14 protein-coding genes are annotated in these 15,283 nt (G+C 72.2%); 6 read left to right on the top strand and 8 right to left on the bottom strand.

Features of this window, described 5'->3' with window-relative positions:
* Nucleotides 1-11 precede the first annotated feature (11 nt).
* The 5 genes from ABZX61_RS16565 to ABZX61_RS16545 all read right to left on the bottom strand — a co-directional run bounded on the left by ABZX61_RS16565 (nucleotide 12) and on the right by ABZX61_RS16545 (nucleotide 3,962).
* Nucleotides 12-782 carry an ABC transporter ATP-binding protein gene (locus tag ABZX61_RS16565; RefSeq protein ID WP_355195260.1) on the bottom strand — a complete coding sequence of 257 codons (771 nt, stop codon included), beginning with the start codon at nucleotides 780-782 and terminating at the stop codon, nucleotides 12-14.
* Complete coding sequence (locus tag ABZX61_RS16560; RefSeq protein ID WP_355195258.1) at nucleotides 772-1,869, bottom strand: iron ABC transporter permease; 1,098 nt, start codon at nucleotides 1,867-1,869, stop codon at nucleotides 772-774. The genes ABZX61_RS16565 and ABZX61_RS16560 overlap by 11 nt, the downstream gene beginning before the upstream one ends.
* A complete protein-coding gene (locus ABZX61_RS16555; RefSeq protein WP_350735073.1) occupies nucleotides 1,862-2,929 on the bottom strand; it encodes an ABC transporter substrate-binding protein in 1,068 nt (355 codons plus the stop codon). The genes ABZX61_RS16560 and ABZX61_RS16555 overlap by 8 nt, the downstream gene beginning before the upstream one ends.
* 174 nt (nucleotides 2,930-3,103) lie before the next feature.
* Nucleotides 3,104-3,715 (bottom strand): hypothetical protein, encoded by a 612-nt coding sequence (locus ABZX61_RS16550; RefSeq protein ID WP_350735071.1) that lies wholly within the window; start codon nucleotides 3,713-3,715, stop codon nucleotides 3,104-3,106.
* 43 nt (nucleotides 3,716-3,758) lie between these two features.
* A complete protein-coding gene (locus ABZX61_RS16545) occupies nucleotides 3,759-3,962 on the bottom strand; it encodes a heavy metal-associated domain-containing protein (RefSeq protein WP_350735069.1) in 204 nt (67 codons plus the stop codon).
* Between the two features lie 178 nt (nucleotides 3,963-4,140).
* Here ABZX61_RS16545 and ABZX61_RS16540 point away from each other — a divergent pair, with 178 nt between their 5' ends.
* Complete coding sequence (locus ABZX61_RS16540) at nucleotides 4,141-4,680, top strand: hypothetical protein (protein ID WP_355195255.1); 540 nt, start codon at nucleotides 4,141-4,143, stop codon at nucleotides 4,678-4,680.
* Nucleotides 4,681-4,794: 114 nt separating this feature from the next.
* On the top strand, nucleotides 4,795-6,180 hold the full coding sequence (locus ABZX61_RS16535; RefSeq protein WP_355195253.1) for a PepSY-associated TM helix domain-containing protein: 1,386 nt from the start codon (nucleotides 4,795-4,797) through the stop codon (nucleotides 6,178-6,180).
* Here the strand turns inward: ABZX61_RS16535 and ABZX61_RS16530 are convergent.
* The 3 genes from ABZX61_RS16530 to ABZX61_RS16520 all read right to left on the bottom strand — a co-directional run bounded on the left by ABZX61_RS16530 (nucleotide 6,171) and on the right by ABZX61_RS16520 (nucleotide 8,798).
* Nucleotides 6,171-7,394 carry an MFS transporter gene (locus ABZX61_RS16530; protein ID WP_355195251.1) on the bottom strand — a complete coding sequence of 408 codons (1,224 nt, stop codon included), beginning with the start codon at nucleotides 7,392-7,394 and terminating at the stop codon, nucleotides 6,171-6,173. The two genes, ABZX61_RS16535 and ABZX61_RS16530, sit on opposite strands and share 10 nt — an antisense overlap.
* Before the next feature lie 98 nt (nucleotides 7,395-7,492).
* Nucleotides 7,493-8,101, bottom strand: a complete 609-nt coding sequence (locus ABZX61_RS16525) for a copper resistance protein CopC (RefSeq protein ID WP_355195249.1) — start codon at nucleotides 8,099-8,101, stop codon at nucleotides 7,493-7,495.
* A 97-nt stretch (nucleotides 8,102-8,198) separates the two neighbouring features.
* The gene (locus tag ABZX61_RS16520) at nucleotides 8,199-8,798 is read right to left on the bottom strand and encodes a hypothetical protein (protein WP_355195247.1); all 600 of its coding nucleotides are present in this window, start codon (nucleotides 8,796-8,798) and stop codon (nucleotides 8,199-8,201) included.
* Nucleotides 8,799-8,877: 79 nt separating this feature from the next.
* Here ABZX61_RS16520 and ABZX61_RS16515 point away from each other — a divergent pair, with 79 nt between their 5' ends.
* From ABZX61_RS16515 to ABZX61_RS16500, 4 genes are all read left to right on the top strand, one after another.
* Nucleotides 8,878-9,981, top strand: coding sequence for a phosphotriesterase-related protein (locus ABZX61_RS16515; RefSeq protein ID WP_355195245.1), 1,104 nt, complete (start codon nucleotides 8,878-8,880; stop codon nucleotides 9,979-9,981).
* Nucleotides 9,982-9,990: 9 nt separating this feature from the next.
* Nucleotides 9,991-10,743 (top strand): TetR/AcrR family transcriptional regulator, encoded by a 753-nt coding sequence (locus ABZX61_RS16510; RefSeq protein ID WP_355195243.1) that lies wholly within the window; start codon nucleotides 9,991-9,993, stop codon nucleotides 10,741-10,743.
* Nucleotides 10,744-10,819: 76 nt separating this feature from the next.
* Nucleotides 10,820-13,582, top strand: a complete 2,763-nt coding sequence (locus tag ABZX61_RS16505) for an aminotransferase class III-fold pyridoxal phosphate-dependent enzyme (RefSeq protein WP_355195241.1) — start codon at nucleotides 10,820-10,822, stop codon at nucleotides 13,580-13,582.
* 52 nt (nucleotides 13,583-13,634) lie between these two features.
* A complete protein-coding gene (locus tag ABZX61_RS16500) occupies nucleotides 13,635-15,281 on the top strand; it encodes an ABC transporter substrate-binding protein (RefSeq protein WP_355195239.1) in 1,647 nt (548 codons plus the stop codon).
* Nucleotides 15,282-15,283 lie beyond the last annotated feature (2 nt).

Below are 15,283 nucleotides of genomic sequence, written 5' to 3'. Positions count from 1 at the left end.
CCGGCGCACGTTCACGGTGCGGGTGACGCCACGGCGATGTGCGGGCGGCCGGTTATCGGGTGCGGGCTGATGTGCGCGCGTACGCCGAAGACCTCCTCGATGAACGCCGGTGTCAGCACCTCCAGGGGCGGGCCGTGCCCGGCGACCCGGCCGTCGCGCAGGACGACGACCTGGTCGGCGTAGGCGGCGGCCTGGTCGAGGTCGTGCAGGGCGGCCAGCAGCGTCAGGCCGAGCGAGCGGATCAGGTCCAGCAGCAGGAGCTGGGAGCCGACGTCCAGATGGTTGGTGGGTTCGTCGAGCACCAGCAGCGGCGCCTGCTGGGCCAGCGCTCGGGCGAGCAGCACGCGTTGCCGCTCCCCGCCCGACAGCGTCGGCATCAGCCGGTCGGCCGCCCAGGCCATGCCGACCCGTTCCAGCGCGGTGGCGACCGCCGCGCGGTCGGCGGCGTTCTCCCGGTCGAGCAGCCGCTGGTGGCTGTGGCGGCCGGTGGCGACGACGTCGGCGGCGGACAGCCCATCGGCGACCTGGCTGTGCTGGGGCAGCACGGCGCGGTGCCGGGCGGCCTGGCGGGGTCGCATCCCCCACAGGTCTTGGCCGTCGAGCCGGACCACGCCGCCGGACGGGCGCAGCGACCGGTAGACGGTGCGCAGCAGGGTGGACTTGCCGCTGCCGTTCGGTCCGATGAGCGCGACGAACTCGCCCGGCCCGGCCGTCAGGCTCACGTCCTCGACGATGGGGCGAGCGTCGATGCGGGCGCTGACGCCGGCCAGGTCAAGCCGCATCGGTGCCTCCACTTGATCGGCGGCGCAGCAGCCACAGGAAGAACGGAACGCCGAGCCCGGTGGTGAAGATGCCCACCGGCAGCTCGTTGGGCCGGTCGGCGATCCGGGCCGCCAGGTCCACCAGCACCAGGAACAGCGCCCCGGCCAGCAGCGACACGGGCAGCACCCGGCGGTGGTCGGCCCCGACGACGAACCTGGCCATGTGCGGGATCATCAGCCCGATGAAGCCGATGCCGCCGACCACGCTGACCACGGTGGCGGTCAGCAGCGAGCCGGCCACGAGCAGCCCGATCCGCAGCACCGCCACCGGCACGCCGACGGCGATGGCGGCCTCCTCCCCGGCCAGCAGCGCGTTCAGCGCGCGGGCCTGCAGGGACAGCCAGGCCAGGCAGCAGACGACGATCAGGGCGGGCACGCCCAGGTCGGCCCAGGACGCACCGGCGACGCTGCCCATCAGCCAGAACATCATGCCCTGCAGCTCGGTCGGGTTGAGCTGGAGCTGCACGAACGTGGTGGCCGCCGCGCACAGGTAGCCGACGGCCACGCCGGTCAGCACCAGCCAGGAGTCCAGCAGCCGGCCCGCGCGCTGCGCCAGCACGTACACCAGCAGCGCCGACAGCAGGGCGGCGGCGAAGGCGGCCCCGGTGACGCCCAGCGTGCCGGCCAGCACGGCGCTCCCCAGCGCGGGGACCAGCACGGCCCCGAGCGAGGCGGCCGAGGACACGCCCAGCACGTACGGGTCGGCGAGCGGGTTGCGCACCAGGGACTGCAGCGCGACCCCGGCCACCGACAGGCCGGCCCCGGCGAGCGCGGCCAGCAATGCCCGCGGGGTGCGCAGGTCCCAGACGACCTGGCTGAGCAGCGGATCGGCCTGCGCGCCGCGCCCGGTCAGGTGGGCCCAGACGACGCCCCAGACCTGGCCGAGCGGAAGGTTGACCGAGCCGACGGAGATGCCTGCCACCAGGGCCGCGACCAGCGCGACGACCAGCGCGGCCAGCAGCAGCCCGGTGGCGGCCCCGGAGACGAGGTGCGGGCGCCGCGACGGCGCGGCCCTGGTCGCCGGTGCGGGTGTGAGGATGTCAGTCACCGGGGTGGACCACCTTGGAGAGCTTCTCCACGGCCACGGCGTTGAGCGGGCCGAGATACACCCCGTCGGAGACCACCGCGTACGTCCTGGACTTCGACGCGGCCCAGTGCGGGTAGGCGGCGAACAGCTTGGCCGCCTCCGCCTCGGGCTGCTCGTCCGGCGTGAACTGCCCGACCACGAGCACGTCCACCTGGGCGGTGGCGAGCTGCTCGGTGTTGAGGGTGCGGGTGGTGTCCGAGCTCTGCCCGGCGAAGGCGTTGACGCCGCCGGCCGCCTTGATCACGTCGTCGTAGATGCCGCCGGTCATCACGGCGGGCAGCCCGTTGGCGTTCATCATGGCCATGCCGGGATAGGCGATGAGGACCTTCTTGGCGGGCCGGCCCGCGACCCGCGCCCGTACGGCCTCGACACGGGCGCGCAGCTTGCCGATCAGGTCGGTGGCGCGGTCCTGGACGTCGAAGACGCGCCCCAGCAGCGCGATGAACTCCAGCGAGGAGTTGATCGACTGGTTGCGGTAGGCGCGCTTCTCCTCCTCCGTGGCCGCGGGCTTGCCCATCGCGCAGTTGACCGGGTTGACCAGCGAGGTGATCCCGGCGGCGGCGAGCTGCTCGCGGGTGGCGAAGCCGTTCTTGGCGTCGAACCCGCCGGACCAGGTGGACACCACCAGGTCGGGCTTGAGCTTGAGCACCTGCTCGGCGGGGACGTCGAAGTTCTTGTTCATCGTCAGCCCGCCGGTCGGCAGCGCCTTGATCCGGCCGATCATCGCGGGGTCGTCGGAGACGCCGTAGCTCTGGGCGTTGGCCAGGACGCTCTTGTCCAGGCCGAGCATGATGAAGCTCTCCACCTCGGCCACGCTGGTGCCGTTGAGGATCAGCACGCGCTGCGGCGGCCGCTGGAAGGTGACTTTCGTGCCGCAGTTGTCGAAGGTCAAGGGGAAGCCGGACGAGGTGGGGACGGCGGCGGATCCGCTCACGGAGCCGCCGGGGTCACCGCAACCGGTCAGGGCCATCAGCGCGCAGAGCGCGGCGGCCAGCGGACGGCGCACATGACAGGGATTCATCGATGTTGCTCTCTTCGAGGTCGAGTCTGGAGGCACGCGAGACCGGCGCGGGTCACGACGGTGACCGGCGCATCGCGGCAACGCGCGGCGCCCGGGCGGCGCTACGGCACGCCCGGCGTCAGGAAAGACATGGGGAAACTGCCCCGGGAATCGGCGCTGACGGCCGACGCCGGATCAGGCGGTCCCTGCGTGCGCTCCAGGAGGTGCCCGCCCTACGAGGGCATGTCGGAGGAAGGCGCGAATAGGCGGGGTTTCGTCCTCACCCGCGTACGCGATCGCCCTCGGACCGGTGGCCGTGCACCCGGCCACCGTGAAGACCAGGACCAGCAGCGGGCGCAGCACCCGTCCGGCCACCTGCCGGACCAGGGCGCACAGGCCCGACTCGACCCACCGCAACCAGGCGGAGGTCAGCAGCACGCCCAGCGCGTGCATGACCAGCATCCCGAAGCTCGGGGAGCCTCCGTGATGGAGTTGCGCCGCGCCCGGGACGGCCCCGAGGGAGGCCATCGCGTGGTGGGCGGCGCCCTGACTCAGCAGGACGTGCAGGACGACCTGCGACAGAGCCGTCGCGGGCAGGATGGCGGCCAGGCTGCGCTCACGCCCGGTCAGGGCCAGCGCGACCGGCAGCAGGAGCAGAAAGCCGCCCAGTGTCGACACCGCGTCGAAGTAGCCCCCACCCGCCAGGTGCCCGAGCATGGCCAGGGCGGCGCACGTGGCGGCGAAGCTCGCCGCGCGCACCCACCGCACCACCGACAACGGACCCATCGCGGACAGATCTTCGCACACCGGTGCCGCCGTCCTCAGTTCAGGCGCCTCTCGCCGCGGACGATCAGGAGGCCACCCTGTATCCCGCCTCGACGATCGCCGCGCGCACCTGCGACTCCTCGAGCAGCGGGCCTCCGCTCACGGTGACGCGGCCCCCCAGCACGTCCACCTCCACCCGCTCGACGCCCCGCAGTGGCAGGACCTGTGCCCGGATCGTCGAGGCACTGCAGCCACAGCTCATTCCCTTAACCGCGACGGACAGGGTCATTGGCGCGAACCTTTCCCGTAATACCATCAGGCGCGCTCACGGCTCGCCTTTAGGGGGGATACGCAGGTTCCTGAGGCTGGGTTCAAGCGACAGGCAATGTTTTTTAAGATCCAAATTCCGTATATACGAATTCTCGATCACATGGCACTATGACCGGGTGCATGTCGGCCGGCCCTTCTTGCGCGCAATACGCGCCGCGGTGTTCGCGGCGGTCTGCGTGCTGGTTTCGGCTGCGCTGCATGGACTGGCCGGCGGCGATCCGGTGCGCGCGGGCACGTTGCTCGGCGCGCTCGCACTGACCTGGACGGGCGCGTTCCTCCTCGCCGGTCGCCAGCGTGGCATGGAGGTGCTGCTCGCGGCCTGCTTCGCCGCCCAGTACGGCATGCATCTGCTGTTCGGCGCGGGCGCCGCCGACGTGCCGCCGCCTCATGAGCACGCAACGGGCGTGGGCATGTTCCTGGTGCACGCCATGACGGCGGTCATCTCGGCCTGGTGGCTGGCGCGGGGCGAGTGCGCGCTGGCCGCGCTGCTCCATCTCGCCGTCGCGTCCGTCGGCCGCTGGTGGAGCGCCCTTTCGGTCCTGACGGGCGGGCTGGTCGAGCCGAGCCCGTACGGTGGCCGGCCCGCGGCGTGGGACGACCACGACGCCTTCCTCCAGCGCCTGTTCGCGGCGGCGAACTTCCGGCGGGGCCCGCCGGCGCGTCTCTCCCTCATCTGACCCTTTCCGGGCCACCGGCCCGCGTTCCGCCACGCCCGGTGAACGGCGCGGCGGACCTCGAATCCTTGTCGAGAGCGCGCGCATCCGTGTGCGCTGTGAGTGGAGAAACGCCTGATGACCTCGACCGCCGACGTCGGCAATACCGTCGATCACGTCCCCCCGCCGTCCCGTGAGCGGACCGCCTGGGCCGCGCTGCGCCCGCTCGTGCTGCGGCTGCACTTCTACGCGGGCGTCCTCATCGCCCCTTTCCTGCTCGTCGCCGCGTGCACCGGCCTGATGTACGCCGCCTCGTACCAGATCGAGCAGGTCGTCTACCAGCACGAGCTCACCGCCCCCGCCGGCCGGACCAGCCTGCCCCTCAGCGCGCAGGTCGCGGCGGCCCGCGCGGCCCACCCCCAGGGCACCGTCGCCGCGGTACGGCCCGGCGCCGAGCCGGGCCAGACCACCCGCGTGCTGATCAACCAGCCGGGCCTGGCCGAGAGCACCCAGCTGGCGGTCTTCGTCGACCCCTCCACCGGCCAGGTGCGCGGCACGCTGGAAAGCTACGGCAGCTCCGGAGCTTTGCCCGTACGCGCCTGGATCTCCACCCTCCACCGCCAGCTCCACCTGGGCGAACCCGGACGGATCTACAGCGAGCTGGCCGCCAGCTGGCTGTGGGTGGTCGCGCTCGGCGGCCTGGTCCTCTGGGTCGCCCGGCGCCGCCGCAACCGGCGCCACCTGCTCGTCCCCGACCGCGCCGCGAGCGGGGTGCGCCGCACGCTGTCCTGGCACGGCTCGATCGGCCTGTGGGCGGTGCTCGGCCTGCTGTTCCTGTCCGCCACCGGCCTGACCTGGTCCAAGTACGCGGGAGCCAACGTCGACGAGCTGCGCGCGACGCTCGACTGGACGACCCCGTCGATCGACGTCTCGGGCGGCGACCACGCCGCGCACACCGCGACCGCAGGACACCACGCCGGTGGAGCCGACGTCGGTGTGGACCGCGTGGCCCAGGCGGCCGCCGCCAAGGGCCTGTCCGGCCCGCTGGAGATCACCTGGCCCGCCAAGGCCGGCGCGCCCTACCTGGTGAAGGAGATCGACAAGACCGCGCCCACCCGCCTTGACCAGGTCGCCGTCGACGCCACCTCCGGCCAGGTGAGCGCCGAGCTGCGCTTCGCCGACTACTCGCCGGCCGCCAAGCTCGCCCGGTGGGGCATCGACGGGCACATGGGGCTGCTGTTCGGTCTGGCCAACCAGATCCTTCTGGCGCTCCTGGCCGTCGGCCTGATCACGCTGATCGTGCTCGGCTACCGCATGTGGTGGCGCCGCCGGCCCACCCGCGGCTTCGGCAAGCCGTACCCCCGGGGTGGCTGGCGGAACGTGTCCTGGGCCCTGCTGGCGCCGCTCGCTCTGCTGGCCGTGGCCGTCGGGGTCTTCCTGCCGCTGATGGGCATCTCGCTGGCCGCGTTCCTGGTGGTCGACGTCCTGCTCGGGCTGCGCGCCCGGCTGGGGTCTCAGACGTGATCCTCCGAGCGCCGGGGCAGGAACAGGCCGGACACGCACATGAAGGCCGCGACCAGGAACAGGCCCGCCCGTGTGCCGAGCGTGCTCGCGACCAGGCCGCCGAAGGCGATGAAGAGCGGCTGGGTGACGTTCGTGGCGAAGATCCAGAGCGTCGACACCCTGGCCAGCAGGTGGTCCGGGGTGCCGAGCTGGCGGTAGGTGGTCATGGTGGAGTTCGCCAGGCCGGAGAAGAACAGCACGCCCGCGAAGCCGAACCCGCAAAGGAGCAGGCCCGCGGTGCCGGGTGAGGCCAGCGGGATGAGCGCGTACCAGGGGCCGCGCCAGAGGCTCACCCACCACAGGCCGCGGACCATGCCGAACCTCCTGCTCAGCCTCGGCGCGAGCCGCGCGCCGAGGAAGCCGCCGAGCGAAGGGAGCCCCATGAGCAGGCCGTACTGCCAGGGGGCGAAGCCCAGGTCGCGCAGGTAGAACAGCGAGCTCAGCGGCGTCGCCATCGCACTCGCGCCGGCGAAGACGAGCCAGCTCGCGAACATCCGCCGCAGCACCGGATGCCCGCGCACGAAGCCCCATCCGGCGAACAGCTCCGCCCGCCGGGAGGGGCTCGGCTCGCGCGCGGGCGGCGGTGGCTCGGGCGTGCGCAGCGACCGGATCGACCAGGCGCTCACGACGAACGACACGGCGTCGACGATCAGCGCGCCGACCGCCGACAGGACGCCGATGAGCGGACCGGCCAGGGACGGGCCGACCAGCACGCTCAACCAGCGGGTCGACTCCAGGCGGCTGTTGGCGCTCATGAGCCGCTCGGCGGGGACGAGAGCCTTCAGATGCGCCTGCGCCGCCCCGGACGAGGTGATCTGGCCGGCGGCGTTGCCCAGCGCGGCGACACAGAGGTGAGCGAATGTCAGCAGCCCGGAGAACGCCGCGACCGGAATGCTTAACAGCAAAATACATCTGGCGATATCTGACCAGATCATGACCGGGCGTTTGGCCCGGAATTCGATATACCGCCCCGCGGGAAATGCGACGACGACAATTGTGACCGCCTGAATCACCGACAACAAGGCGACCTGGAAAGCCGAGGCGTCCAGCACGGTGATGGCGACCACGGGCAGGGCGACCATGCTCACCGCCGAGCCCAGCTGGCTCACGGTCGTGCCCGCCCACAGGCGCCGGAAGTCTCTTTCGTCGGCGAGATCCCCGCCTGCACGGGTCATGTCACGGCGCAAGGTACCTCCTTCAGCGATCATCATCGCCGACGGATCGGTGTGCCGCCAACGGTGACGGCAGACCGATCCACGGCGATCCACGGCGATCAGCCGCGGCCGGGGCGGGGCTTGCGGCGCGCGGCGAGGACGACGGCCGCGCCGCCCGCGAGGACCACCGCCAGCGCCGCCCACAACCATCCGGGCAGCCCCGACGTGCCGTCGGCCCGGGTGGCCGCCACCGGTGAGGAGGAGGGCGGCTGGGCGGAGGCGGGTTGCGGCTCGGGAGAGCTCTCCGAAGTGTCGGGAGAACTCGCCGGAGTGGGCGTCTCCTCCGGAGGGCTGGGCGAGGGGTCCGGGGTGGTGATGGTGAAGGCGAGTTCCCCTTGGATCGGGTGACCGTCCGAGGAGACCACGCGCCAGGCGATCCGGTAGCGGCCCTCCGGCAACGTGCCGGTGGGCCGGGCGAAGACCTTGTTGCCCTGAACGCGTGGCTTGTCGAGCGGGACCGGCTTGCCGCCGGGGCCGTCGAGCACGATGGTGGGGAGCTGCATGTGCGAGGTGAATTCGAGCTCGATCGTCTCCAGGCTCTTCAGCTTGGCGCGGTCGGCCGGGTTGCTGGCCTTGAGACGGTCGTGGGCCAGGGCGGCGGGCGAGGTCAGGAGCAGCACGAGTACGGCGCCGACGGCCGGAACGAGGGCACGCCGAAGAAAGGTCATGGGTGAACTCCGAAGTCATGGGGCCCCGGCGGCATGCCGGAGAAGGTCATGGCGCCTGTCGGGGAGGCGCCGGATCAGGCGTTCGCGGACCCGCGGGTCAGCGGCGGGCCGCCGGGAAGGCAGGCGGTCCGCGACGTGGCACGACGACGGCCAGCAGGGCGGGGACGCGAAGGGCCGGCTCCCGCCGTACCGGCGCGGAAGGGGGACGCCCGATGATCGCGAGGGGCGCCAGGACGATGATCACGGCCGCGAGCAGGGTTCGCACGCCTGCCACGCACACGGCGTTCAGATGCAGCAGCATCACCAGGGCCAGCTCGCCGCGAGCCAGCCACCAGCTCGAACACATCGCCGCGGCCAGGTGGATCATCGGCATCGCGAGCCCGGGGCCGTGCTCGTGGCCGGAGGAGAAGACGGGGCTCACCGGGGAGGAGCCGGAGAAGAGCTGGTGCAGGCCGTACTGGGACACCGCGCACAGGGCCAGCAGCTCCGGCCATTCCCGCCGGCGACCGGCCAGCAGGTAGGCGCCGGCCCAGATCGCCGCCATCGCCGCCGCGAGCCCGCCCGGCCGCATCCCGCCTCCGCCCACCAGCACGTGCAGGGCGGCGGAGGCCAGCACGCAGACGGCCGTGAACACCGCGGCGCGCAGCGCGCGGATCACGGGATGGCCGACATGCACGCCGCCATGCTGCCAGAGCACACCGCCACCGTCAGGACATTCGGCGCATCGCCTCACAAAGGCCATCGTTTTTTGTCCAAACGATCGATAGAATAATTCCGTGACAATACTTCCGGGTCGCCGCGTGCGCACCGTCCTCGGAGACGTCGAACCGTCCGAACTCGGCCACACGCAGCCGCACGAGCACGTGCTGTCCGACATGTCGGCCATCGTGCGGCCCTGGGGCCTGGAGCCGGTGGCGGGCGACGGGTCGCCGGCGTCGTCCATCCGGCAGGAGTTCCCCGCGTCGGTCCGCGCCCGCGTCGCCGAGCCCGTTCGTCTCGACAACCACGACTGGATCAAGCGCGCGGTCCTGAACATCGACAACCTGCGACTGCTGTCCGAGCAGGACGCCACCGAGGAGTTGGCCCTCTACCGCGCGGCCGGCGGGGGCGCCGTGGTGGACTCCACGCCGGTCGGGCTGGGCCGGGACCCGCTCGGGCTCGCCCGCGTCTCGCGCGGCAGCGGGGTCCACATCGTGATGGGCAGCGGCTACTACTGCCGCGACTACCATCCGGCCGGGCTCGCCGAAGCGCCACTCGAGGCCGTCCATGAGGAGATCGTCGCGGACGTGCGGGACGGCGTCGGCGACACCGGCGTGCGCGCGGGGCTCATCGGCGAGATCGGTCTGAGCCGGCCCGTGCATCCCGTCGAGGAGAAAGTGCTGCGCGCCGCCTGTCGCGCACAGCAGGTCACGGGCGCGCCCCTGCAGATCCACCCCGGCCGCCACCCGCAGGCGCCTCTCGAAGCCGTGCGCACGGTCCTGGACGCGGGCGGCGACCCCACTCGGGTGATCATGTCCCATCTCGACCGCACCCTGTGGCGGTCCGAGGACCTGCTGGAGCTCGCCCGTACGGGTTGCTACCTGGAGCTGGACCTGTTCGGGCAGGAGTCCAGCTACTACGCCTTCAACCCCGAGGCCCGCCGGCCCAACGACCGCACGCGCGTCGAGTGGCTCCAGATGCTGATCGAGGCGGGCTTCGGAGACCGGCTGCTGATCGCCCAGGACATCTGCCAGAAGGTCTACCTGCGCCGCTACGGCGGCCCCGGCTACCCGCACATCCTGGAGAACGTCATCCCGCTGATGCGCCGCATGGGTCTGACCGAGGCGGAGATCACGGCGCTGACGGTGACGAACCCGGCGACCGCCCTGGCTATGGAATAGTTCAGGATCATGGCGACCACCAACCAGCCCGGAGGCCAGCGGACCAGCGGTGGCCGGATGAAGGCGAAGTCCTCCCGGCGCGCGCGCTCGGTGCGCACGGAGTTCCAGCTGCTCCGCGCCGCCTGCTGGCTCTTCTCCGAGCGGGGGTTCCACGGCACGGGCATCCGCGACATCGCCGAGACCGCGGGAGTCGCCGTCTCCGGGATGTACTACTACGCCTCCTCCAAGGACGAGATGCTGGAGGCGGTCACCCGCCGCGTCATGGACGTGCTGGTCTCCGGCAGCGAGGAGACGCTGCGCGACATCGACGACCCTGCCGAGCGTCTGGCGGCGCTGATGGCCGTGCACGTCGCCTTCCACGCGCGCAACCCGCGCGCTGCCAAGGTCGCCGACCACGAGTTCCAGGCGCTGACAGGCGAGGCCCGCGAGGACATCCTGCGGCTGCGGGACGCCTACGAGGCGGTGTGGGCCGACACGTTGCGGGCCGGCGTGCGCGACGGCGTCTTCCAGGACCGCGGCAGCGTCGCGCGCCTGGCGCTGCTGCAGATGGCCACCGGGATCGCGCACTGGTACCGGCCGGACGGCGAGCTCGGTATCCCGCAGCTGTGCGAGCGGTTCGCCGACATGGCGCTGTCGCTGATGGGCGCGCAACGCGAGGGGCACCTCCTCCAGGTCCAGGACCTCGCCATGCCTGACCCGGACCTGCTGCTGGAGCGGGTCGAGCTGGCCATCGAGCCGCGCGAGGAGCCCTCCGGCGACTGAGTCCGGCGCGGGTCCGGGTCTTGACATCGCGTGTTTTTTGAGCGATCGTTCGATCACATTCGGGAGGGGAGACGCCGTGACAGAGCTGGACCGCGCCGCCGAGATCGCCCACCGGCATTACGGGCTGGAGGGCCGCGTACGGCCGCTCCCCGGGGAGAGCGACCGCAACTTCCGGCTGAGCACGGCCGGCGGGCGGTACGTCGTCAAGCTGCACGCGCCCGGCACCGACCCCGCCGAGCTGGACCTGCAGGACGCGGCGCTGCTGCACCTGGCCGGACGGGCGGATCCGCCGCCCGCGCCACGGGTGGTGCCGGCCGTGGACGGGCGGTGCTCCGTCACCGTCTCCTGGCCGGGCGGCCCGCGCATCGCCAGGGTCCTCACCTGGATGGACGGCCGCCCCTGGGCGGAGGTCGAGCCGACCGGGGAGCTGCTGCGCGACCTCGGCCGCCGGGTCGCCGGCGTCGACCTGGCCCTGCGGGACTTCACCCATCCCGCGATGCGCCGCGAGCTGCTGTGGAACCTGACCAGCGCACCGCAGGTGGCGGAGCTGGCGCCCCTCGTCGCCGACGACCTGCGGCCGCTGGTGCGCGAGGCGTTCGACCGCTACGGCGAGCACGTCGCCCCACGGTTGGCCGCGCTCCCCCACCAGGTCGTCCACAACGACGCGAACGAGCTCAACATCCTGGTGGACGACAGCGGCGTCGCGGGGCTCATCGACTTCGGCGACGTGGTGTGGAGCCCGCGCGTGTGCGGGGCGGCCGTGGCCGGGGCCTACGCGATGCAGGGGCACGACGACCCCCTGCGGGCGGTGCTGCCGCTGGTGAGCGGCTACGACGAGGTGACGCCGCTGCTCCCGGCCGAGCTGGAGGTGCTGTTCGACCTGATGCGGACGCGGCTGGCGATGAGCGTCTGCCTGTCGGCGTACCGGCATCGCCAGGATCCCGGCAACGACTACCTGCTCGTCAGCCAGGGCGGGGTGGCGCGGGCGCTGCGGCGGCTGGCGGGGACGAGCCCCGACCTGGCGCACTTCCTGCTGCGCGACGCGGTCGGGTTCGAGGCCAACCCGCTGGCGCGGGCCGTGCGCCAGCACTTCGAGTCGGGCGCCGCCCGCCCCGTGCCCGTGCTGGAGCCCCGCTCCGACGCCGCGCCGACCCGCCACGGTGAGGAGTCGGACAAGGGCGTTCGCCTGGGCTGCGACCTGCACGCCGGCGAGGCGGCCACCGTGCGCTGCCCGCTGCCCGCCGTCGTCCGCGCCTCGGGGCGGGACTCGTACGTGCTGCTGGAGCATCGGACGGACGGCGGTGTGCCGTTCTGGACGCTCTACCGGCACGTGGACGCGGCCTCGATCACTCCGGGCGACGAGCTGGCGCCCGGCGATCGGCTGGGGACGGTCACCGGCTCGCACCTGAACCTCCGGCTGCTGACCCATCTCGCCGGGGTAGACGTCGGCCTCGCTTCCCACGCCGAGGCCGACGTGTGGACCAGCGTGAGTATCGACCCCAACCTGCTGCTCGGCCGGCCGGACGGCGGCGCGGCCCGGCCGCGGAAGGACGCGCCCGCCCTGCGCGCCCGCCGCCGCGCCACCTTCAGCGGCGCGCTGGGCCTGGCCTACCGCGAGCCCCTGCACATCGTCCGCGGCGAGGGCGCCTACCTGTACGACGCCTCCGGCCGTCCCTACCTGGACCTGGTCAACAACGTCTGCCACGTGGGCCACGCCCACCCCCGGGTGGTCGGAGCGGCGCACCGGCAGGCGGCCCGGCTCAACACCAACACCAGGTACCTGCACGAGTCCGTCGTCGAGTACGCCCGCCGGCTGGGCGAGCTGCTGCCCGACCCGCTGCGGGTCTGCTTCTTCGTCAACTCCGGCTCCGAGGCCAACGACCTGGCGCTCAGGCTGGCCATGGCCCACACGGGCGCCGAGGACGTGCTGGTCCTCGACCACGCCTATCACGGCCATCTGACCTCGCAGATCGCGCTGAGCCCGTACAAGTTCGACCGGCGGGGAGGGCGCGGCAGACCGCGCACGACGCACGTCTGCGAGCTCCCCGACCCCTACCGGGGCCGGCTCAGGGCCGGGCGGGACGACGACCTCGGCAGGCGGTACGCCGCCTCAGTCGCGGAGCGGATCGCCGCCCTGGCGGCCCGCGGACGAAGACCCGCGGCGTACTTCGCCGAGTCGCTGCAGAGCTGCGGCGGCCAGATCGTCTACCCGGACGGCTACCTGCGCGAGGCCTTCGAGCACGTGCGGCGCGCGGGCGGGGTCTGCGTCGCCGACGAGGTGCAGGTGGGCCTGGGCCGGGTGGGACGGCACTTCTGGGGCTTCGAGCTCCAGGGCGTCGTGCCGGACATCGTCACGCTGGGCAAGCCGCTGGGCAATGGCCATCCGCTGGCCGCCGTGGTGACGACCCCGGAGGTCGCGCGCTCCTTCGAGACCGGGATGGAGTACTTCAACACCTTCGGCGGCAACCCGGTCTCCGCCGAGGCCGGGCTGGCCGTGCTCGACGTCATCCGCGACGAGCGCCTCCAGGCCCGCGCGCGCGACCGCGGTGACCGGCTGCTGCGCGGCCTGCGCCGCCTCCGCGAGCGCCATCCCCTGATCGGGGACGTGCGCGGGGAGGGGCTGTTCATCGGCGTAGAGCTGAGCCTGGACGGCCGCGCGCCCGCCACCGCGCCCGCCGCGGCCGTCAAGGAGGCGGTGAAGGCGCGCGGTGTCCTCATCTCCACGGACGGACCGGACGACAACGTGCTCAAGATCAAGCCCCCGCTCGTGCTGGCGGAGGCCGACTGTGACCTGTTCCTGGACGCCCTCGACGAGACCTTGACGTCGGCATTTATTTGAGCGATCGTTCGACTACTTATCTTCACCTGAGGGGCCATCGCAGATGCAAGGCGTGCGAAAAAGGACCATCGCCACCACAGCGGCCGCACTGACGCTGATCACCTCCGGCTGCTACCGGGATACCGGAGGAGCCGCGGGCACGGCGGCGCCGAGCGGCCCGCCGCAGCGGGAGCTCGTCACGACCACCCCGCCGGGATCCGGGAAGGTGGACCGGATCACCTGGGCGCTCTACCGCGGCACCACCTCCATCGACCCGATCACCGCGGGCGACTACCCCGAGATCACCGTGACGAGCCTCATGTGCGAGTCGCTGTTCCGGCAGGCCCCGGACGGATCGGTGGGACCGGGCCTGGCGACGGCGCTGGACTTCCCCGACCCGAAGACGGCCGTCCTGACGCTGCGCGAGGGCGTCAGGTTCTGGGACGGATCCCCGATGACCGCGGACGACGTCGCCTTCAGCATCGAGCGCAACCGCGACCCGAAGGGCGGCGGCTACTGGGTGCCCACGCTGAACCGGGTGGCCTCCGTCGAGGCCACCGGCCCGCTGCGGGTCACCCTGAAGCTCAAGCGGCCGGACTACTGGCTGCGCGACGTCCTGTCGTACATGCCGGGCATGGTGATCTCCAAGCGCTACGCCGAGGCGAAGGGCAAGGACTACGGCACCGTCAAAGGCGGCGCGATGTGCACCGGTTCCTTCAAGCTCGGCCAGTGGCGCACCGGCGACGTCCTCTCGGTGGTCCGCAACGACGCCTACTGGAACCGCGCGGCGGCGCCGCCGGCGCGGCAGATCGACTTCAAGGGCATCCCCGACGAGGCCACGCTGACCGCGGCGCTGCTCACCGGGGAGGTGGACGGCGCCTACCTCGAACTGCCGCTGTCCACCATGGACCAGGTCCGCGCCAGTGACGCCGTGAAGGTCTACCGCGGCCCGTCGTACCTCATCGACGCCCTGATCGTCGCCGACATGGGCAGAGGCCCGCTCTCCGACGCGCGGGTGCGTCGCGCGCTGTCGCTGGCCGTCGACCGCGAGGCCTATATCCAGACTCTCTACAAAGGGAGCGCTCAGCCTGCCCGCGCGCTCGGCACCCCCGGGACGTGGGGATACGAGCGGGAGGCCTTCCAGGCGGCGTGGAACGCCTTGCCCGCGCCCGAAGTCGACCTGGAGGCCGCGCGCAAGCTCGTCCAGGAGGCCGGAGCGACGGGCAAGACCGTGACGTTCGGCATGAGCAACGAGCTCAACAAGCTCGTCACCGAGGCCAACCTCTTCAAGACGGCGGCCGAGAAGATCGGGCTGAAGGCCCAGCTGAAGGCTGTCTCCGCCGACGCCTACAGCGGGTTCTTCCTGGACCCCAAGGCCCGAGCCGAGGTGGACGGATTCTTCACCACCAACTACCCCAACTGGGCCGACCCAGGAGCCCTCTACGCGACCCTCTCCATCCCCGGCGGGCCGCAGGACTACGGCCGCTATCGCAATCCAGAGGTGGCCGACCTGCTCGAACGCGCCCGCGGTACCGAGGACGCGCGGCAGCGGGCCGAGTACACCGTCCAGGCGCAGAAGGCCGTGACCCAGGACCTGCCCTGGATCCCGATCGTAGCCCCGGACACGGTCCTGGTGCTCAACGCCAGGCTCACCGGGGCCACGGTCTCCTCGCAGCACCTGTTCGCCCCCTGGGCGGACCGGCTCGGAGCGGTGGGCTGACC

The sequence above is a fragment of the Nonomuraea sp. NPDC003709 genome, assembly GCF_040610775.1.
GTDB lineage: Bacteria > Actinomycetota > Actinomycetes > Streptosporangiales > Streptosporangiaceae > Nonomuraea > Nonomuraea angiospora_A.
The sequence above is the reverse complement of the archived record's forward strand: the minus strand, read 5'-3'. Positions and strand labels throughout refer to the sequence as shown.